This is a genomic window from Pseudomonas sp. SDO5271_S396, assembly GCF_054071795.1.
Genome location: NZ_JBSVWB010000015.1, coordinates 42,473 through 63,131 on the forward strand (window position 1 = coordinate 42,473; position 20,659 = coordinate 63,131).

A 20,659-nucleotide genomic window follows, 5' to 3' on the forward strand; every position below is an offset into this window, starting at 1 on the left:
GTCGCGACGTTCAGATGAAATACGCTTAGCATTAAATTTCGAGCTGAAATGACATTTCCATCCCAGATCGTTCAACTTTCCGATTATCTGCTCAGCCAAGTCATTGGCTCAAGCGTTAGAAATATTGGATACTGCCATTACGCCAGCACCCATCTTTCAAGGTTGAAATGACACATGGCAAGGAAGAAAGCCAAAAACTCCGGTGGCACCGGCATACTTATCATTTTTGCTCTGGCATTCAGTGCTCTCGCTGCGATCCCCAAAAACGCCTGGATAGCGATCGGTGTCATAGCGGGTATCGGCACGATTATGTGGCTGCTGGCCGAACGCGGAAAAAGCCGGCTCAATCAGCTTCAAGAATCGGCTGCAAAGAATATACGCCCGCAAAAGCCACAAGGCTTAGGCGTAACGTTTTCCATGCGTGAGGTCTCGACGAGCAATAGGGACAATGAGGAAAGCCCCGAGTTTTATACGGTGCAACTTGGCTCTCCCTCTGCCAATACCTTTAAAATTCCAAATATCAGCTCACAGAAGGCCGACGCCCGCTGGGTGCCTGCTGGCGAAATCATCGAAGTTGCCGGCTTCTCCCTGCCTGGCGGCATGCTTTATATTGGGAGCACACTCGATAGCAGGCATGATGCTCAAGAGCCTTCACTGATCGACCCAAAGCTTCGGATTGCCAAGAACCACGTCGACCTCAACGAACGACTGATGTCTTATTGGCCGAGTTTTCACTCCATTACACCGCAAGCGCGACGCGGATACCTGCAATGGCTCGCAGGTGGGCGTAGTGATCCGTTGGCGGATACCGGCTATGTATTTTTGTTTTTCTACGGTTTGGAACGTCGAGCCCTCATTGATCCTATTTACGATTCAAAGGTAAATAATGAGATCCCTCTTATAGTCGACGAGGTCCGGCGCCTACTGAGTATTTATAGAGGAAATGGGTCATTCCGAGGCTATGCAGAAAGCTTCCTTGACTACTTGGGCAACCGCGCCGTTGACGCGAATCTCTACCTTGGTCTGCCGCCCAACGTGGCCGAGCACAGCTACGAAATGCCTCTGCCGCTGCGCATTGGTTTAGGCCAGCACGCGTCCAATAAGCATCCGCTGAATGCCGATTGGGCACTGGCATGGGCGTTGGCCGACCCCAACATCAGTAAACGTACGCCAGTCATACGCTGCAAAGATGTGTTTTCACGCCTGTTCAAGCTCAAGTACGAAAACGCTTATGCTGCGGGCCTGACACTGGCGCAGAACAAAACCAAGCTCAAGGCCAGCTACCGCCCTGCCTCTGCCGTAATAAAGGCTCCCACGCTTCCCCTGGGGGATCTGCCTGACGTCATGGCAACCTCGGGCACACGTAAAATTTTGCAACTGCTGGTCGAGCAATGCACCAGCGAAGTTGAGCCCTACAGCCGTTATTTGGGAAGAAACCCTGAGAGCGCAGAGGCACTTGAGGGGCTCCTGCAACTTCCTGTCGCGCTCTGGCCGAAGGCAGCCCACGACGAATTGGATGAGTTGCAGTCCAGGATTGGTAACGACCTGGTCGTCATGAGTTTTGGAGAGCTCGCAGGGCGCTTTAAAAGCGCGGGCGCATTGTCTCGAGACAAAGTACTCGCTCTGGCCCGCGCATTGGAGTCGCTGCATATTGGAATGGAACCCGACGTACTGGGTGGTAGCAAGACGCCAAAAGCCGAGGACCGGATCGCGTTGTTTGTAACCCAGCCTGAAGATGGATCACTCCGTGCGTCTGCTGCATACAACGCTGCATCGGTAACCCTTGATTTGGCCAGTGCGGTGGCTTCGGCCGACGGTGATACCTCCAACGAAGAAATCACACTGCTTGCTCAGCATATCGATTCATGGAGTCACTTGAGCGGTGCCCATCACAAACGCCTCAAAGCACATCTGCAAATCCAACTCCAACAACCGCCCACGCTTGCCAACCTTAAGAAAAAACTCGATCCCTTGCCCATCGATGCAAAACGCACCATTGCCGGTTTCCTCGCTCATCTGGCGCAAGCCGATGGCATCGTCAGCCCTTCGGAAGTGAAGTTGCTGGAGCGTGTGTATAAGGCACTGCAATTGGATAGCCAGTTGCTTTACAGCGACCTCCATGGGGCCGCAGCCGGTGTGGGTATTGCCGTGACGCCTGCCACCACTTACCCACCCGCCGAACCCGGCACGCAGCCTGCCTCATCTTCGAAACAAGGTTTCGTCCTTGATCATGATCGGATTGCACAGCTTCAGCGGGAGACGGAGGAGGTCTCCGCCCTCCTCGCCAAGGTGTTCACTGAGGATCAGGTTCAGGAGGCGGAGCGGCCGACTGAAAGCGCTGAACCGAATTCGGAGTCGAGCGCGGACGTGCCTGGGCTTGACCTGGAACACTCGGCCTTCCTCCGCCTGTTGATCTCTCGCCCGGAATGGAGCCGCGCAGAACTGGAAGCCGCTGCCAGCGACATGGAGCTGATGCTCGATGGCGCTCTGGAACAAATCAACGACATGGCTTTTGAACGATTCGACATGCCCGTCACAGAAGGCGACGACCCGGTCGAGATAAACACAGACATCCTGGAAGAATTAGCCCTATGAGCACTATCAGAGCCAAGGATCGCGATGCGGTCATTCAATCGTTACGCGCGGGCGTAGTGCCACGTGTTGGTCAGCACCTGATTCAGGTTGGCCGTGTGGGTGAGCTTGATGCTCTGATCAAGGATGTCGAACGTCTGGTGGAGAGCGGATCAGCGTTTAGGGTGGTGATAGGCGAGTACGGCGCAGGTAAAACGTTCTTTCTGAACCTGGTTCGTGCTATCGCCATGGAACGAAAACTCGTGACCATGCATGCCGACTTGAACCCTGACCGCCGGTTGCATGCCACTGGGGGGCAAGCTCGCTCGCTTTACTCCGAACTAGCCAAGAACATGTCAACGCGCACAAAGCCTGACGGTGGTGCCATGCAAGGCATCGTGGAGAAATTCATCTCCCAGGCCAAAACAGAAGCCAAGGCAGCGGGTACCGACAGCGAGACAGTTATTCGTAAGCACTTGGCCGAGTTGACCGAGATGGTCAATGGGTACGACTTTGCCGAGGTGATCGCCGCCTATTGCCGCGGTTTTGAGGAAGGCAATGAGCAACTGAAGGCCGACGCCATTCGATGGCTGCGCGGAGAATTCACCACCAAAACCGATGCCCGCACTGCCTTGGGCGTGCGGACCATCATTGATGACGCCTCCGTCTACGACCAGCTCAAGTTGCTTTCCAGATTCGTCAGGCTCGCAGGGTTCGGTGGCCTGATGATCTGCCTCGACGAACTGGTTAACCTCTACAAACTGGCGAATACGCAGGCTCGTAATGCCAACTACGAACAGATCCTCCGCATCCTCAACGACTCATTGCAAGGGTCATCCGAAGGGTTAGGTTTCGTGCTGGGCGGCACGCCCGAGTTTTTGATGGACACTCGTCGAGGGTTATTCAGCTACCCTGCCCTGCAGTCGCGATTGGCTGGGAACTCGTTTGCCAAAACCGGACTGGTGGATCTCTCAGGGCCGGTCATTCGCCTTACCAGTCTTACCCCTGAAGACTTCTACGTACTGCTTCAAAAACTCCGCCACGTATATGCCGGCGGCGATGCTGAAAAGTATTTGCTGCCTGACGAGGCGCTTCCTCTGTTTATGGCTCACTGCAACCAACGCCTAGGGGAAGCCTACTTCCGCACACCGCGTACCACGATCACAGCGTTCATCAATCTACTCGCCATCCTGGAGCAAAACCCAGGGGCCGATTGGCGAACACTGCTAGGGGCGGTCGAGGTCGCCAAGGATTCCGGCGGTGAAGATGATATGAAGGTCGATGCGGACGATGAACTTGCCACCTTCACACTCTGATTCATCAGGCTTCGAACAGCTAGAGCCCCGAATCCAGCGCTGGATTTGGGCTGAAGGTTGGACCTCTCTTCGCGACGCCCAGGAATGGGCCGTGCCTGTTCTGGTGCACGCCGATCAGGACGTCATCATCGCCGCAGCAACAGCCGCTGGCAAAACCGAAGCCGCCTTCTTGCCCATCCTGACGAATCTGCTCAATAACGATGATCCGCCTGGTGCGGTGCTGTATATCAGTCCGCTCAAGGCCTTGATTAACGATCAATGGGACAGGTTAAGCCGACTCTGTGAGCAGCTTGAGATCCCTGTTGTCGCTTGGCACGGAGATGTATCATCCAGCAAAAAACACCGTTTTCTCAAATCATCTGAGGGCGTGCTGCTAATCACTCCCGAATCTCTTGAAGCATTGTTCGTCAACCGTGGCTCAAGTCTCGGCGGGGTATTCCAGCACCTGCGCTATATCGTCGTGGACGAACTTCACGCTTTCATCGGCAGTGAGCGAGGCAAACAACTTCAGTCATTGATGCACAGGGTTGAACTTGCTGCGGGGAGGCGCCTTCCCAGGGTTGGGCTTTCAGCCACCCTCGGCGATATGAAGATGGCGTCAGCGTTTTTGCGCCCAGCCAATGCCGATAACGTTACCGTTGTTGAATCGAAAAACGCTAACCAGACACTTCAGGTGCAAGTTCGCGGCTACATTCAGCCGCCAATGAGCGAGCTTAAAAAGAAACATGCTCAACCCAATGAGCAGGAGGGGAATGAAGACGAAACGGAAAATGAGGCAAGCCCCGACTTCGCGATTGCTGAGCATCTCTACCAGGTATTACGCGGCAGCAATAACTTGATATTCCCGAACAGTCGGTCCCAGGTTGAATGGTACGCAGACCAACTGCGCCGACGATGCGAGAAAGACGGCGTGCCCAACGAGTTCTGGCCTCATCACGGCAGTCTCTCGAAAGACCTGCGGGAGCAGGCTGAACATGCATTGAAAGCCGGCGACCGGCCAGCATCTGCGATTTGCACTACAACACTTGAACTCGGAATAGACATCGGCAGTATCAAAACGGTGGTGCAAATTGGTGCTCCACCTTCCGTGGCAAGTCTGCGTCAACGTTTAGGGCGTTCCGGCAGACGCCCAGGAGAGAAAGCAACGTTACGCGTTTACTGTAAAGAATCACCGCTCACGGATAAATCTGGCTTATCTGATCAATTACGCCAAGGGTTGGTACAAACCATTGCCATGGTTCGACTGCTGACCAGAGGTTGGTTTGAACCTCCCAGAGCGCAGGGCATTCATGCCTCTACCTTGGTGCAGCAATGCCTTTCCATCATTGCTCAATGCGGAGGCGCTTCGGCTGCTGACCTATGGAAAAACTTGATTGCTGAAGGCGCATTTCAAGGTATTGAAAAGCCAGACTTTGTGAAACTACTCAAATCTCTGGGTGAGCACGAATTGATTGTCCAGGACAGCTCAGGGTTGCTGCTACCTGGAACAGTTGGCGAGCGCCTGATCAATCACTATGAGTTCTACAGCGCATTCACCAGCGATGAAGAATTCCGTCTGGTATGCGACGGTAAAGCCTTGGGCTCGGTCCCCGTTAGCCGTCCGCTGACCAAGGACCAACGTATTATCTTCGGTGGCCGTCGATGGCAGGTACGTGATGTTGACCTGCAGGCCAAGGTCATCATCGTGTCAGCCGCACGAGGGGGGGCGCCTCCTCAGTTCGATGGCTTGGGCGCAATGGTGCATGACGCCGTACGTGAGGAGATGCGCGCAGTCTTGGCGGACTCCAGCCCCTGCCCTTTTATCGATCAAGGTGCCAAAGCTTTACTCGACGAGGCCCGAAAAACTTTTGCCTTATTGGGGCTTGGAGAGCGATACCTTATCGAGTCGGATGGGAAATGTTATTTGATCAGTTGGCTGGGGGATTACGCTAATGATGCTCTGCGTCTGCTGCTAAATCATGTGGGCCTATTCTGTGATAATTCGGGCTTGGCTATAGAGATCTATGCAAACATCGATCAGGCAAGAGAGGCACTCAAGACTGTGGGCACGTTGGACCCTAGCGATCTCAATTCGCTTTTGGAGGAGGTGCAAAATATGCTGCGCGAAAAGTGGGATTGGGCGTTGCCGGAATCGTTACTCGTGAAGTCTTTTACCTCGATATCGCTCGACATTTCCACCGCTATTTCCTTTGCCCAGATACAGTGGGCGAGCTGAATCTGAACAAGGTCAAGGTAAAAGTTATACGTGAAACGCATGCGAACATACCCAATCACAAAAGTTGTCCTTTACCGTGGAATGTAAATCAACAGACCACTCTGATCGATCTCAGTTGAAATCAACTCTTGCTGCACTTGAATATCGTTGTCGTTCATAAATGCCAGCTGCAACGCGTTACCTTTGAGGATCTGATGTGTTTGCACAGCCTGCTGGCCAAACAACGTCAACGCATCTCCGCCCTCGTAATTGCCTGGGGCAAAACGGTGCAGTGGAGCAGCTAGGAGGCTGGCGAGTTCTTTACCGAAGTCGGCGTGCTCCGACTGAAGGCGTACTGCCGCATCAACCGCCGCGACTGACTCTCCCAATTGATAGAGCGATTGCACCTTGCCTTGCGCGGCGATGATCCAGGAACGGTAATTCATCGCAAACTCGATATTCCGGGCATAGTGCTTACGCTCGCTCATTAGCTCTTGAGTGACCCGCTTGAAGTAATATTCCGCTGTGTCGAACTGGCGCTCAGCGTACATCAGTTTGTTCTGAGCAAAATCGGCAGACTTGTATGAACGCAGTGACGACAGCGCGCCTGTCGCACTCATCACAGGCGTCAGATGGCTGATAAATGCCTTCCTGTCCTGCCATTTCTGGCCGTCCTGAAGCTGCTCGACACCAGACTGAATACCCTCCAATTTACGTTCGATGCCCTGAAGCTTGCGATAAATCACCGCAAAGCCGATTGTGCTTACAGCTAGGTTGGCCATTTGCAACCCCATCAACACCTGGCCCTGCATCATCAGTTGCGAGAGCTGCCCGTTAAGCACTTCTGAGGGCGGTTCAGTGCTTATGGTGTCGCCTTCCTTCAACCAGGCAACGACCTTTTTAGTGACTTTATCCCGAATGACCCCACCCACTCGCTCAAGCTCGCCAGATTCCAAACCGGCGGCCAGCCACTCAGGCACCTTAAACACCACACTCAAATCAATCATCGAAAGCTTCCTTCATACCCGCTGTTGCGTGTGCGCAAATCACGCGTTGCCTCAGCATGGCAATGTGCAGAACACAAGGAACCGTCACGCGAAAGGCCGGGCCCGCGAGGTCAATCGCAGTCCATACGCCGGTGATGGCCCAGCCAATTGGCCCCGCCAATGCTGCTATTCCCCTGCCTAATACAGCGCTGCCTGCGACTCTGGCACCCACTCCGAGTAACTGTTTGGCCACCGCTCCGGCAATTATGCTGGACAACTCGTAGGTCAGATAACTCGCTGCCTTGGCGCCCAGTAGGGTGACCAGTGAAGATCCCGATAGCAGCGCGCTCAGGTCCGCCTGACCTAAGCCGGCCTCCTTGAGGATTGCTTCCATATCTTCACGCGCCTGGCCATCGGCTTTTTTCAAAGCATCGCGAAGTATCTTTTGAATCAGCTCTTCTTCCAGAGCCGTAACGGAAGTGAATTTGCTGGCCTTGAGTACACCGAATTTACTCGCGACATCTTGGACGACTTCAAGGTACTCAGGACCTTCCTTGCGAAACAGATTAACGAACGAATTACCCCCGAACAGGCGTATCTCCTGGAGTATCTGCGCTGCATATTGGTGATGATCCGGCGCGTGCGATTTGTACAGTTCGTGACTGGAAAGACTTTCTGTACTGGCCTCCAGGATGTACTTGACCAACGGAGCAAGATCCTCATTTGAGCATTGCGCCAATACACCTACTGTCGAAACGTCCATCAATACCTTTCTCCCTTAGCTAAACAGCTACAGATGCCGCAACCTAACCCAATCACTTTACCTAACTGCAAAATGAGCGGGATTAATTCGTGTGGAGCCAGCGCCGGTCCGACGACAGCCAAAAATATGTAATAGCCACGCAAAGGCGCTACCGCCTGACTTCTACCTTGTAGAACAAATTCTCAACCATTAGCCGCCGTCGATCAGACGTCACCGCATCCTGAATCAGGCTCGCCAAGCGCACGTAGTACTTGCACTCTTTCTGCGTACCCAAATCCGATACCGGTTTAGCCGCGTGAATAAAGCTCTCATAGGTACGAGTGGTATTAGCCATCAGCTCGCCAATACCTGGCAGCGTCATTGCATCCTCCTGGCGCGCAGGCGGCCAGGCAGGTTCGAACGTGAGATTATTCTCACTGAGTTTGACGGTGAGGAACATCTCCGGCTTGCCCGTGACCTCATTCACCCAACACGGTGGAAGGTCGCCGCCGCGCCCCTTGTTTAAGCGGTTCTGCAGGAACTGAACTTGGCCCCGTAAGTCTTTATTCGCTTTCTGCAACTCAACCGGATTTACGCCGCTTTTTTCTGCCTGAACCAAGACCACAGCATGCTTGATCGTTTGCTGGAGTTGATCATTTGTTGTCCCGAAAGCTGCCTCTAGCATGTCTTCTTGGGCCTTTAACGCCGCGACACGCTTCACCACATCGGTAGGCTGCGCGTCGCTTTCGTCATCAGGATCGACAACCAGCTTTTTCAACTGCTCAAACGACATCATGGTTTCTAGTATCAGTTGCTTGGCGTCATCGCCTTTCTTCTGGCCGGCCACTTCCATCAACGCTTTTTCGATGGCCGCAAGAGCAGTCAGCTCTTGATCTTTTTGGGTCAAGAGCACTTTCAAGCGATCCAGCTCTGCATTGGCTTTCGAGGCATCTATCAGTTTGCTGATGATCTCATCAGGCTTACGCACACCTAATGCGGTCATACGTGCCTTCAACGCCTCGGCTGCTGTACTGATCGCCTTTCCACGCATATCCAAATCCTGGAAGGCGGCCATTTTCTCATTCAGCGCCTGATTTTTATGGGTTAACTTAAAAATCTGGTACCCCATTAACAACAACAAAATAAAGCAGACGATGATAAAGATTTCGGTAAGCGAGAGCTGAAAAACCTGATCGTTCTTTCCGCTCATTAGGCGGTTCTCGCATCAGCCGGGCGGGCAGGCTCAGCATGTTGATTGGCCGCCTCCCCAATCGATACATCGCCGATCTTAGTGATCAGAGCATCCATCTGGCTGTGAGCGGTTTCGATCGCACGATTGTGCTGCTCCATGCGTGCGGCGATCCCCTGATGCTTTTCATTACTATCAACCAGTGCCTGAATCAGCGGCGCCAAGCTGAACTCAAGACGCTCAGCCAAAACGTCTCGGTTGGTCTGAGTGACCTCACGTACACCTTTCAGCGCATCGGTGACTTCAGTGCTCAGTCGCTCTACCGTATCGGCGTTTTCGATTCGAATGCTCAGGGCCTCCAGCTTGTCTGCAATGCGTTCAACCGATTGCTGGCGAGTCTTGATTTCGTTGAGGTACTCCTCTTGTTGGTCGTCCAGCGAATCCAGATACTCTTTCTGTACACGCTCAACGCTGTCCATGACTTCTTTGCTCTGCTGTTTCATCGCATCCACCAAACGCTCCTGGCTCGTCACAATGGCGCCGACCGCGACTAGGTTTTCATCCAGAGTCTGAGTTTTGGCGTTCAGGTTGCGTATGGCCGTGGTGACTTGGCGGGTGGCAGTTTTGACATCTTCGGCGAGGGATGCAACACCTTCACTGACGCTGTCTGTTGTGCCTGCCAAGGTATCGATTGAACCACCCAACTTGCGGGTGAACAGATCATCTGGAAAGATCATTTGCTCTACACGATCACGCGCCATCGTGCCGAAATCCAACGCGTTATCTTCCATCTGACGCAACGTGATGGCGCTCTTTTCGGCCAGTTCATTAATAGTGATCAATAATTGGTCACTGGCTAGCCGAGTGTTTTCCAGGATGAGCGAAAAGGCTTCATTGCTCTGCTGCGTAGCATTGGCAAAGTAAGCATCGGTGACGTTGATGTTGTGCTCATACAGCGCCTTGACCTGCTCCTTCACACTCTGCACAGCCTCTCGGGAAGCGACATCGACTTTATCCCGGAACACTTCGAGCTGCTGGAAGCTATTGTCAAAGGAGATAGCGAGGTTTTCGGCTGCGTGAATCGCCCGTTCTTCGACACTTCTGACCGCGTCGTTGGCGTCGATACGAAATCCGGTATGAATAACTCGCGCTAACATACCCAGCGCGGTACTGACCATTGCGGCGCCAAACCGAGTAGCCATTCCATTCAGGTTATCGCCAAGGCTCTCAATATCCAGCAAGCAGATGATGATGCTGGCGACAGTGAACAGAAAACCCAGGTAGTAAACTGAGTCGGCAAACTTTGCCAGGGTGAGTTGCTTATCCCATTTTTGTCGAACCGTATAGCCAATGGCCCAATAGCCCACCATCACTGAAAGAGGAAAAACAAACCCTAGCCACTTAGGGTCTTTTAGCAACAGGCTGGCAATCGACAGGCTAATTTTCAGTACTACGGCGATCGCAAAGTAGGTGCTGACGCGCCTGATCCATTTATTGACGTCCATTTACAGCCCCTCAACCCGGGAAAACCCTTCCACGGATACACCGTTATCTTGAAAATATTGCTCCCAGAACACTGCCAACTTGTTGCTCTGCAGCACTTTTTGATCAGCCGCCAACAAATTGATCGCCACACTGCTACCGTTCAGCCCCGGCGCTGCAGCATTTTGCCCATAAGCAGTTTTGCGAAACTCCGCATACTGCGGCAGGGAGGCCTTATACATGCTGAACTCCGGCATGTTTGCCAGCATGTCCGAGTAAATCACCAGCCTGCGTTCACCTGACACATGGGCTCGCTCAAATCCATTGATGCCTACCAGCTGCAGCATCTGGAAAATTGGCGAGTTTTTGCTGCGCTCTTCCAGCGAGATCTTGTGCACGATGTCATCGAACGGTTTTACGAATTTTTGGTTAAAGTCGCGATCAACAAACTTTTTGTTACTGGTCTGTTGGTTTCTATCTTTCCACTGCCCAGGATTGCAGCGCTCAAATAGCGGTTTTTCATTGTTTTTGAAGTCTTCACCGAGTAGAAACACCGAGAGCAGGTAGCCTTCCGGCAGCTCCTCAGTGACCATCGTTTTCAGCCGTTGGCCCAAGGCAACTTTCTGAGTAAACGGGAACGGCGACGTGTTGTCGATCAACACCACGTATTGCCCTTTAGGCCCCGTAGACGGGCAAAGAGTCTCCTTATCGAAGGTTTCACGGGTGAAGTTGATATAAATCATCGCGCTGGCCGCAATCAGGGCGACACCACCGAACATTACGCCGACAGCTTTACCGGAAAGCCCTTTTTTTTGGGCATAAATTGCCATCATGACCTCCTTAAAATAGCTGCTGCAGCGGCTGTACTTGATCGTATTTCTGGTTAAAGGACGATTGGATCCGCGCTCTGATCGTCTCGAGACTGGAGATCATTTCGTGCATCAAGCGTTCTTGTTCCGCCAGTTTTAGCTCGTCCTTTTCGGTGCCAAAATTGGGCATCTCGGCCTCAACAAAAGTCACCGGCTCGTCGAAATAGGCCGGCGGCGGATTATCGCGAGGTCGGGCCATTTCGTTTTCAATTCGGTATGTGCGAACCAGACTGGTCAGTGTTTCGTCGGCCAGCACCATACGCTCATCCACAACTTTCTTGATGACCGCTTTTTGGCTCATGCTTCGCTTGAAGTTTTGGATGGCAGATGAGGCACGATCAACGTTCTGGTCGATCAGCAGCAATGATTCGACCTTGCGCTGTTCAAGCACTTGTCGTAAGGCCTCAATTGCAAAAACATACCTGCGTTGCGAGTCTTCGTAAGCTAGGTAAGCCCTCGCGTACCCTGGATAACGATCTGTCCAGGTATAACCTTTATAAACAGCTATCAGTCCGAAAATAACCGTCAGGGCAAATAACGCGCAAGAGCTGATATCCTGGAATGGAAGGACCGACGTGTGGATATAGCCGAGAATCAGAGCAATCGATGATTGCGATTCATCTTCCAGTTGAGGCAGCACAAAACGGAAATACGCGGTTCCTAGACCAATAATGACCATGCTCAGCAAGGCGGCAGCGAACGCGAAATATCCTGCAAAAGCCAGAGAGGGTTTTACATGGTTTTTATAAGTACCGGCCCTGCCCAGAAAAAAGCATACAAGCACGTTGAATGCCGAAAGCATCAATGCAGTGACAAATCCGCCCACATATCCGCTGGCCATGCCCTCTGAAAACAAAAAAGCGTTTCCCGCCCCCTCAATGACAATCATCGCGATCAGCAGGCCACCATTCTTCCATTTCGCATCACCATCAGATGCCTCTGCAAGCCGACCTTGCAACTTGTGCTGCTCGCGAAACGCCTCCAGCGAACGAGCATTGTCCTCAGCTAGCTGCTGAAGCTCCGATAGCTCGCCGTCCATTTTTGAAATGTCTTGATCAGCGTTTCGCTCAAACTCATCACCTAACGCAATCGTGCGCTTGATATCCCGGGTCACGTCAATCGAGTCCAAGCGATTATCCAGAATTTTGAGCGACCGCTCGCCGTACTTGAGTATCTGCTCGCGCGTTCTGCCGAGCACCCCTCGAATACTGTGCTCAACATCTGACAACTGGGTGGCTGTACTGGACGGCACACCCGCTGCTCCACGCAGTTTTGCCAACTCAACGACCCGTAGTTCCCGTTGGATTTTCTCAGGATCAATTTTTGGCAGTACATCGCTATCCGGCTCATCCTTCCGACTGAATAGCTGGACGATGAAAGCCAGGAGCTTTCGAAAAAAACTCATTTATAGAACCACAAAAAATCAGAAATGGAGGGGATGCAGAGATAGGAGAACACTAGGCTTACGCGCATAGAAATACGCGAGTGTCGCGGCCATCCCTGCGCCAGCGTCGAGTAGTGGCCAAATAATGCCAAGCGCTACAGATAAGGGCAACAAATCAGTACAAAAATATTTGATTCTGGACAAATGGTCAGTGCTGTTCTGGGAATACCAGCCGCCCTGTTCTAGCGAGCCTCATTTAACAGGCGATCCGCTGGATATTTCCGCATTAACCCCATACTGTCCGCCGCAGAAGCCGTCAGCCAATGTCCAGACAGCCCTTTGGGCAGGACCACGACTATGCGTTTCCCATCCTCGGGCCGATGAAAACTGCGCATCAGCGCGTTTGCGTATGCCTTTCTGAAGGACGTCCTCACTCGCCTGCCGATGCGGCGGGCGAGTGCACAAGGAGTTGATTTATAAGCAAGACGGGATGCTCGTCTGCTTACAAGGCGCCTAGAGAATCCGAGGCGATTCAATCTGGTGCCCGGCACCTACTGGCTTTTAATTGGGTTTAAAGACCTCCAGAATGGCGTTTTCTGATCGGCGGGCAATGGAATGAGTGACCGGTTCTTGCTGTATATCGACATCCTCGGTTTTTCAAACATGGTGCGAGACGAGCCGAGGAAGGTGGTTCGTGTTTACGAGATTCTCGACACCTTGAATGTTCATAACCGATCCGACTTCAAGGTGATCGTTTTCTCTGACACCATCCTTATCTATAACAGTCAACCAGCATCTGCCACCACAGAAAGCAAGTTTTGCGTGCAAACACTGGTAGATTGCGCTGAAGATCTCCATCACCGCCTAGTGGGCCAGGATATTTTTTTTCGAGGAGTCATCGTTAAAGGTGACTTTGAGCATTACAAGCGTAGCCACGTCGAACGTTTTTTTGGCGGGGCACTTATAACTGCATACCATGCAGAAAAGGACATTCCCTCTTTGGGTCTGTTCATCACCGACGAATGCAAAGCGTTTGGTCTGTTGCAGCCCACAGCGGCTTTTTCCCCAAACCTGTCATTCGTGTTTTTGTGCCATGGGCTGCAGTCCTTGAGCACGCTCGCAACGAGAGCATGGCCTATCAATCTTGGAGGTAGTCCTGGAGAGGACTTTGGGTTTCACGTCCCCTGGGATGTCCGCTTTTTGAAAGACATCTACTCACAGATGCGGGCGCATTCATCACCTGCGGTCCGAACAAAGTTTCTAACTGCGTGGGACCTCTATTTGCAACGGTACCCAAGGGCACTAGCGGCCTTGGTGCAACACGACTTCAGTGTCAGAGCACTTGCGACCAGCGACTGGGACCAAGCGACCAAGGCGCTGGAGGACAAAATTAAGTACTTCAAACGCATAGGAAGCGGAACAGATCTATCGAAATCAATTCAGGAAACCTCCAAGAGTCTTCAAGGAAAACGAATCTGGAGATCAAAACGTCCCGCTCCGAAGGGGCCATCAATGTGAGTGGTTGCTAGTGTTCCAACGACAACCGGGCAGTATGTCAGCGGAGACGATGAATGAAGTACCCAGGCCACCCCACTGATGAGACTCCGCCTTCGTGGTACCACGACCGGGTGCAGTCCTACATCGAGCAGGAGTTCCAGAACGCGACTGAGGATCTCGCGAGTGCCATCGACAGCGAACCCTACTCGACGATGGTTCGCGAGTGTTTACAGGGCTTTGAGGCGCGCCTGGTTACCGCTCCATAGGCTGGATCAACGCATTTTCAACACCTGAGCAATCTCGATTGCCAGTGCATCACATGCGAATGGGGGCAAAAATGGGGGCAAACCAAAACTTTCCTGGCCTGAAAATACCGTCCTAGAGCCAAGTCAAAATGTTCTTTGGCGATCCGGACAGCCTGTAGATTTCGCGAGGTTTGCCGAAACGGCGCAACGCCCTTTCAGCCGCTCCGTCAGCTCAGGCACGTGTCCGGCACTTCGATACGACGCAAAACATCGTCATATTGCGAGAGGTCCAGATAGGCACTTACCTGCACCGCGCGCCCGTCGTGCATCCGGAATATCCACACGTAGCTGTTGCGATAGACCGCTCCGTCGCGGGCACGTCCTTCGCCGTCCCAGTTGATGATGACGTGGTCACCTTCGGCCCAGATGCGTTGGTTCACAGGGCGCACCGGGGCCGACAGTCGAGAAGCGAAAGGACACACGGCTTCAGCCAGGAAAGCCTTGCGGCCTTTAAACACGCCTGCCGAAGGCCCCGAGCCCTTTATCGTCCAGACGACATCTGTCGCCAGCATTTCGTTGAAAAAGCCTTTGCCACCGCTCGCCCAGCGATCGAACGCTTGCGTGACGGTTTGCTTGTTGCGGGATTCAACGCTGTCAGGCTCAACCGCCTTTGTCGGTTGCGACAGCAGCGCCATGCACGCCAAGAGCGCGGTGCTGATCAAATCGCGAGAATGACGCAAATGGTTCGAAGTCTGCATGTTTCGGTGCCCCTGATAATGAGTCCTGAGGTACCGGAGTGTCGGCAAGAAAACCACGCGGCAGATAGCCGGTTTATCCCGACTTCTTGCACTATCGTCCAGCCGACACTACGCGCGACTTGACGGATCAGACCGATGCAGTGCCTTGCTCGCGGGTAAAGATGCTCACGGCCTGCACCGCATCGTTCGCCCCCTCACGAATCTGCAGGATCACCGTACCCGCTTGATTGGCCAGCCCCACGCCGTGCGCCGCACGGTTGCGAGTGCCTTCCATGCTGTCGATGGCCTGGCGGGTTTCACTCTGGATCATCTCGATCATCGAGGAAATCTCCCGGGTTGAGCCGCTGGTCCGCGCCGCCAGTTGCCGGACTTCATCGGCCACCACCGCGAACCCGCGCCCTTGATCACCCGCACGAGCGGCTTCAATCGCGGCGTTCAGCGCTAAAAGATTGGTCTGGTCGGCGATCCCCCGAATCGTGTTGACGATGGTCGTGATCTGCTCCGAGCGCTCGCCGAGCCGCGTGATCAACGCTGAAGACTGATCGATATCGGCAGCGATTTCACGCATGCCGCTGGCCGTTTCTTGAATCACCTGCGAGCCTTTTTCGGCGGCATCCCGGGTTTGCAAGGAAATGTGGTAGGCCTGACTGGCACTCTGGGCATCGGCGGCATGTTTTTCCACCATGGCCGTGATATCCGAGGCAAACTTGATGACTTTGCACAGCTTGCCCTTGGCGTCGTACACAGGGTTGTAATTGGCTTCCAGCCATAGGGTCCGGCCCTGACTATCGACGCGCTCGAACTGGCCGCTGAAACATTCCCCCTTGTTCAACCGAAGCCAGAAGTCGCTGTAAGCGCTGCTATTGACCAACTCGGGTTTGCAGAACACACGATGGTGTTTGCCCTGAATGCTCGCCAGGCTGTAACCCACTCGCTGCAAGAAGTTGGGGTTCGCCGTCAGAATCGTCCCGTCGGGATCAAATTCGATAATCGCCATGGCCCGATCAATGGCCTGCCATTTTGCACGGGCCTCGCTTTCGGCTTGCACTTTAACGGTGACGTCCAGCGCGTACATGGCCACTTTGATCAACTTTCCGGACTGATCACAAACAGGTTGATAACTGGCTTCCAACCATATTGACGTACCGTCCGCACAGACTTGCTCGAACGTACCCGACCCAAACTGTCCGCTGCGCAGTCGCTGCCATAGCTCGTTGTAGTCAGCAGCGCGAGCAGGGTCTGGAGGGCACAACAGGCGATGAGGCTGGCCGACCACTTGGTCCAGCCTGTAGCCCAAGGCTTTGAGAAAGTTGCTGTTTGCATGCAAAACAACGCCTTGCCAATCGAAGGTCATGGTCAACATGGCGCTATCGATGGCCGTTAACAGCGCGGTGTTCTGGTAGTTGGTTGCTTGCAACGCGGCAATGGTTTTTTTGCGGGCATTGAAAAACATGTCGTTGTGCTCGTGGACGCAAGTAGATAGGTCTTCCGTGTCGAGACGCAGGCTACCGCAAGTCTCTTGTCTTGCGGCCAGCGCGCTCATTGCCAGCGTCCTTGGGCTGACAGAGAGGTTTTTGGGCAGATATATAAGTCTGTCAACTACAGCCCAAAAAGGCTACTTGCTAGCCGACCAATGGCAACCTTCTTTTATTTTTTACCCCATCCAACTTCAATATCGCGATCGTTTAAAAGCCGACGACAATAACGTGCAAACTAAAAACCCATAACTGTTTATTTTTGTAAATTTTTATAGCCGCAACTTTACAGACTTACAGTGAACCTGAAGTGATAGCCGCTTTTTGTGATGAGCAGGCTTGTCGAATCGTCGCACCGCCTCCGCTGGAGCGCGAAGTGGTCGCAAAACCGGACTGCGCGGTGCTTCCGTTGGGGCTGCTGCGCAGCCCGGCGCGGGACAAGCCCGCTCACTACAAGGGCTGTGGCCTGGATATCAGGAGGTCCACTGCTCACCACCCGGCCAGTCCTTGGTCGGAATGTCGTCAATGGTCCCGTCCGGCACGCCATCGATCTTGTAGCGCTCGAGCGCATCGCCGAGCAGGTCGCCAAACTTGTCGGACTTGACCTGCTCCTGCCCTTCCTTGACCAGCCCCGGAATAAGCGTGGCCAGTACCGCCACGCCGGCACCCAGGAAGCCCAACACGCCAGCCGTGGCCGCCAGGCCCGGGAGGAAACGTGGCAGGTTGGCGCCGAGCAGGCCGAGGCCGCCCTCCACCGCCGAGGCGCTGCCGGCCAGGACGCCAAGGGAGCCTGCGGTGATGCCGAACCCGCCAGCCAGCTTGTCACCCCGGCGCAGGGCGTTGACGCCGTCAAAGATGCCGTAGGCTCCCGCGACAATGTTGGCCAGGCCGCCGAAGCCCTTGGCGGCTTCCTCGAAGTTCTTCGCCACCTTCACGCCGTTTTCGCCCTTGAGGTTGTCCTTGATCTTGTCGAGCAGTTTGGTGGACGTGCCGCTGCCCGACGTCTCGCCTTTCTTGATCGCTTCACCGAGGTGTTGCTGATAGGCCTTGGAGCCGCCTTCGATCAGCACGGTGGTGGTCTGCACGGAGCCGGTGGTGATGTCGACGATGTTGCGGTCGGTCAGTTTGCCGCCGCTCTGCGCACCACGGGCGATGGTGACACCGGCCAGGAACAGCCCGCTCACACCATGCAGAACGCCGCTTTTATAGGATTGCTTGGGGCTGCCATCCGGGTTGAGTATCGGCTTGAAGTCGGGGTCGCCAGCGGCGCCCAGCTTCGACAACTCATCGATTTTGTCCAAGGCCTTGGTGCCCTGGCGGAACATATCCCAGTCCCCTCGGAAACCCGCCAGCACCTGGTCGGTGGTGGCCACTGTGCCGTCGGCGTTCAACAGCAGCTCGGGGCTCTCGTTGCGTACCTGGTCGATCAGCTTGCGCACCTTGTCTTCGTCCAGATCCGCACCGCCGTCCTTGCCGAAGGCGGTCTTGAGGTCATCGAACGTGGCGCCCTTGAACAGATTTTCCTGGGTGATGGTGGAGAAGTTGTCGTTGAGCTGCTTGTCATATTTAGCGGTGAACTCCGGATCCAGCGCGGAGTTATACAGCGCCACTTCCAGGCTGAACTCCGAGGCTGCCTGCTCCGGTGTATTGTCCTTGAGCAATTCGCGCATGCGCTCGCCACTGGCCAACTGGTCTTTGTAGAAGGTCTTGAAGTCTTCATTGTGCGAGGACTTGGCAACCGCGCCCTGGATTGCCTTGGCATCGTCGACGCCCAGGATCGATTGCAGACTGGTGGCGGTGGCGTAGAAGCTGGCCAACGCGGTGGGCTGGTCAGTCTTGCCGTCCTTGGTGTTCGCGTCCCATGCGGCGTCCAGCGCCTTGCCGGACTTGACCTGTTCTTCGTAGGTCTTGGTGGTCGCTTCTTTCAGGCCGGGGTTTTCTTCGAACAGGGTTTTCACGGCCTCATCGCCGGATTTTTTCAGGTAGTCAGCCGTGGCCTTGTCGTTTTGCAGGATGCTCATGTGATCGTTGATGTCCTGCAAGACTTTCTCCGGCTCCCACACCGCCCCCGAGCGGTTGGCGATGGAAACCTTGCCGTAGTCGCTGTTCCACACCCCGGCGTTGGCACCATCGACCACCAGCTTCTGCGCATCCTGCAAGTCGAGCAGCACGGCGGCCTTTTGTTCGGCGCTGTAGTTTTCCGGGTGTTCGAAGATGTCCTTGTCCAGCTTGCTGGTGTCCACATTGCGCGTGACGTTGCCGGCGGACACATCGGTGATCAGGCTGGCCAGCCCTTGGGCATCCTTGGGCGCGGCGTTTTTCAGCCAGGTCTGGGCGTCGTCGCGGCTGACCTTGCCGTCAGGCTTGTCGCCGATGTTGTTGCTGGCCGTATCGAGTTTGCGGAACGCGCCCGGTTGGGAGAAGAAGTTCAGCGCCTCTTTTTCTTCCTTGCTCAATTGCGGGTTCTGGGCGAGATAGTCCTTGATATTCTGCTGGGTCACCGCGCCATCGGCGCCGGTCTTGCCCCGGATCGAATCGTACTTGGCGTCGAAGATCCCGGCATAACGGGCGACCTGTTTGGAACCGGCATCGGCGTCCGGGTTGGCCTTGAGGAAGTCCTTGTAGCTGCCGACCTCGTCAACGCCCTGGGGCTTGGCCAGTGATTCGAAACCGTATTTGCCGAAGTCCTGCAGGCGTCCGGCTTCAGTACCGTGGCGTGCCTCGTCGCTGCGGGTGAAACCGTCGACGCTGGTGTTGGCCACGTCTTTGCCGGTCAGCGCTTTGCCGCTCTCGTCATAGCCCACTACCCGGTCGAGTACTTGAATGGCGCGAAAGGCCGCGTTGGGGTCCTTGTCGAAATCGCCGACCTGCTCCTTCAGCGCATCTTTCACGCCACTCTGGTTGCCGAGGTTCTTGAGCAACGGGTTGTCGTCGATGATCTCCTGGGCCGAGCGCTTGTCGTCCTTTGGCAGTTCCCAGACGATACCGGCCTTTTCGGCGGCCTCGCGGCGCTTGTCGTCCTTGCCCACGTCATCGGCGTGCTGCAGTTTGCCCTTGAGGCTGTCGAAGCCGAACTTGCCGAAATCCTGCAGGCGCCCCGCTTCGGTGTCATGCCGCGCTTCGCCATCGCGGGTGAAGCCGTCGATGCTGCTGTTGTCCACGTCGTTGCCGGCCAGGCGCTCGCCATTGCCGTCGAAACGCACCACATGATCGAGCACCTGGGTGGCACGGTACGCCGCGTTGGCGTCGTGTTCGAAGTCGCCGACCTGCTCCTTGAGCATGTCTTTCACGCCGCTCTGGTTGCCGAGGTTCTTGAGCAACGGACTGCCATCGATGATGTCCTGGGCCGAGCGCTCGTCGCCCTCCGGGCGTTCCCAGCGAATGCCTGCGGCCTCGGCCTTGGAGCGCGCCTCGGGATCGTCGTTGGCCGTCTCGATGTGCTTGAGCTCACCTTTGAGATTGTCCCAGCCGTATTTGCCGAAGTCCTGCAGGCGCCCGGCCTCGGTTCCATGCTTGGCATCGCCGCCCTTGGTGAAGCCGTCGACCTTGCCGTTGTCGATGTCGCCGCCCACCAGGCGCGAGCCGTTCTCGTCGAAACGCTCGACATGCTCCAACACCTGCTTGGCACGGTAGGCCGCATCCGCGTCATGCTCGAAATCACCGGTGCGCTCGCGCAGCTTGTCCTTCACCCCGCTCTGGTTGCCGAGGTTCTTGAGCAACGGGGTGTCGTCGATGATTTCCTGGGCAGTACGGTGATCATCCTTCGGGCGATTCCACTCGATGCCGGCGTCCTTGGCCTTGGCCCGGTCGACCGCGTCGCCCCATTCGGCGCTGGAATCGTGTTTGGTGAGCGTCTTGATCTCGGGGGCGTTGCTGACCGGTGCTGACATGGGCGTTCTCCTTGATGCGTAACCGTCTGGAGCGACAAAGTTGGGATCCAAAGAGAGCAAA

13 protein-coding genes are annotated in these 20,659 nt (G+C 54.8%); 4 read left to right on the forward strand and 9 right to left on the reverse strand.

What is annotated here, in order from left to right:
* The first annotated feature begins 174 nt into the window (after positions 1 to 174).
* The 3 genes from ACW9IN_RS13020 to ACW9IN_RS13030 are packed head-to-tail and all read left to right on the forward strand — an operon-like array spanning position 175 to position 6,102.
* The gene (locus ACW9IN_RS13020) at positions 175 to 2,595 is read left to right on the forward strand and encodes a tellurite resistance TerB family protein (RefSeq protein ID WP_457366251.1); all 2,421 of its coding nucleotides are present in this window, start codon (positions 175 to 177) and stop codon (positions 2,593 to 2,595) included.
* Entirely contained in the window at positions 2,592 to 3,887 is a 1,296-nt protein-coding gene (locus ACW9IN_RS13025) for an ATP-binding protein (protein WP_457366252.1), read from the forward strand. Before ACW9IN_RS13020 ends, ACW9IN_RS13025 begins: the two co-directional genes overlap by 4 nt.
* 43 nt (positions 3,888 to 3,930) lie before the next feature.
* Positions 3,931 to 6,102 carry a DEAD/DEAH box helicase gene (locus ACW9IN_RS13030; RefSeq protein WP_457366301.1) on the forward strand — a complete coding sequence of 724 codons (2,172 nt, stop codon included), beginning with the start codon at positions 3,931 to 3,933 and terminating at the stop codon, positions 6,100 to 6,102.
* Positions 6,103 to 6,173: 71 nt separating this feature from the next.
* Here the strand turns inward: ACW9IN_RS13030 and ACW9IN_RS13035 are convergent, their stop codons facing one another.
* The 6 genes from ACW9IN_RS13035 to ACW9IN_RS13060 all read right to left on the reverse strand — a co-directional run bounded on the left by ACW9IN_RS13035 (position 6,174) and on the right by ACW9IN_RS13060 (position 12,754).
* Positions 6,174 to 7,088 (reverse strand): hypothetical protein, encoded by a 915-nt coding sequence (locus ACW9IN_RS13035; RefSeq protein ID WP_191948580.1) that lies wholly within the window; start codon positions 7,086 to 7,088, stop codon positions 6,174 to 6,176.
* Positions 7,081 to 7,830, reverse strand: a complete 750-nt coding sequence (locus tag ACW9IN_RS13040) for a ubiquinol-cytochrome C chaperone family protein (protein WP_191948579.1) — start codon at positions 7,828 to 7,830, stop codon at positions 7,081 to 7,083. The genes ACW9IN_RS13035 and ACW9IN_RS13040 overlap by 8 nt, the downstream gene beginning before the upstream one ends.
* 148 nt (positions 7,831 to 7,978) lie before the next feature.
* Complete coding sequence (locus ACW9IN_RS13045; protein ID WP_457366253.1) at positions 7,979 to 9,019, reverse strand: hypothetical protein; 1,041 nt, start codon at positions 9,017 to 9,019, stop codon at positions 7,979 to 7,981.
* Positions 9,019 to 10,503: a methyl-accepting chemotaxis domain-containing protein gene (locus tag ACW9IN_RS13050; protein ID WP_191948577.1), complete on the reverse strand. Its 1,485-nt coding sequence runs from the start codon at positions 10,501 to 10,503 to the stop codon at positions 9,019 to 9,021. Before ACW9IN_RS13050 ends, ACW9IN_RS13045 begins: the two co-directional genes overlap by 1 nt.
* A complete protein-coding gene (locus ACW9IN_RS13055; protein ID WP_191948576.1) occupies positions 10,504 to 11,310 on the reverse strand; it encodes a hypothetical protein in 807 nt (268 codons plus the stop codon).
* 10 nt (positions 11,311 to 11,320) lie between these two features.
* Positions 11,321 to 12,754 (reverse strand): hypothetical protein, encoded by a 1,434-nt coding sequence (locus ACW9IN_RS13060; protein ID WP_457366254.1) that lies wholly within the window; start codon positions 12,752 to 12,754, stop codon positions 11,321 to 11,323.
* A gap of 594 nt (positions 12,755 to 13,348) precedes the next feature.
* Here ACW9IN_RS13060 and ACW9IN_RS13065 point away from each other — a divergent pair.
* A complete protein-coding gene (locus tag ACW9IN_RS13065) occupies positions 13,349 to 14,251 on the forward strand; it encodes a hypothetical protein (protein WP_206757203.1) in 903 nt (300 codons plus the stop codon).
* 451 nt (positions 14,252 to 14,702) lie between these two features.
* On the opposite strand, the gene ACW9IN_RS13070 is transcribed toward ACW9IN_RS13065, so the two are convergent.
* The 3 genes from ACW9IN_RS13070 to ACW9IN_RS13080 form a co-directional block, all read right to left on the reverse strand.
* A complete protein-coding gene (locus tag ACW9IN_RS13070) occupies positions 14,703 to 15,233 on the reverse strand; it encodes a nuclear transport factor 2 family protein (protein ID WP_457366255.1) in 531 nt (176 codons plus the stop codon).
* Positions 15,234 to 15,360: 127 nt separating this feature from the next.
* A complete protein-coding gene (locus ACW9IN_RS13075; RefSeq protein ID WP_457366302.1) occupies positions 15,361 to 16,686 on the reverse strand; it encodes a methyl-accepting chemotaxis protein in 1,326 nt (441 codons plus the stop codon).
* A gap of 495 nt (positions 16,687 to 17,181) precedes the next feature.
* Positions 17,182 to 20,598: a type III effector HrpK domain-containing protein gene (locus ACW9IN_RS13080; RefSeq protein WP_457366256.1), complete on the reverse strand. Its 3,417-nt coding sequence runs from the start codon at positions 20,596 to 20,598 to the stop codon at positions 17,182 to 17,184.
* Between the last annotated feature and the right edge of the window lie 61 nt (positions 20,599 to 20,659).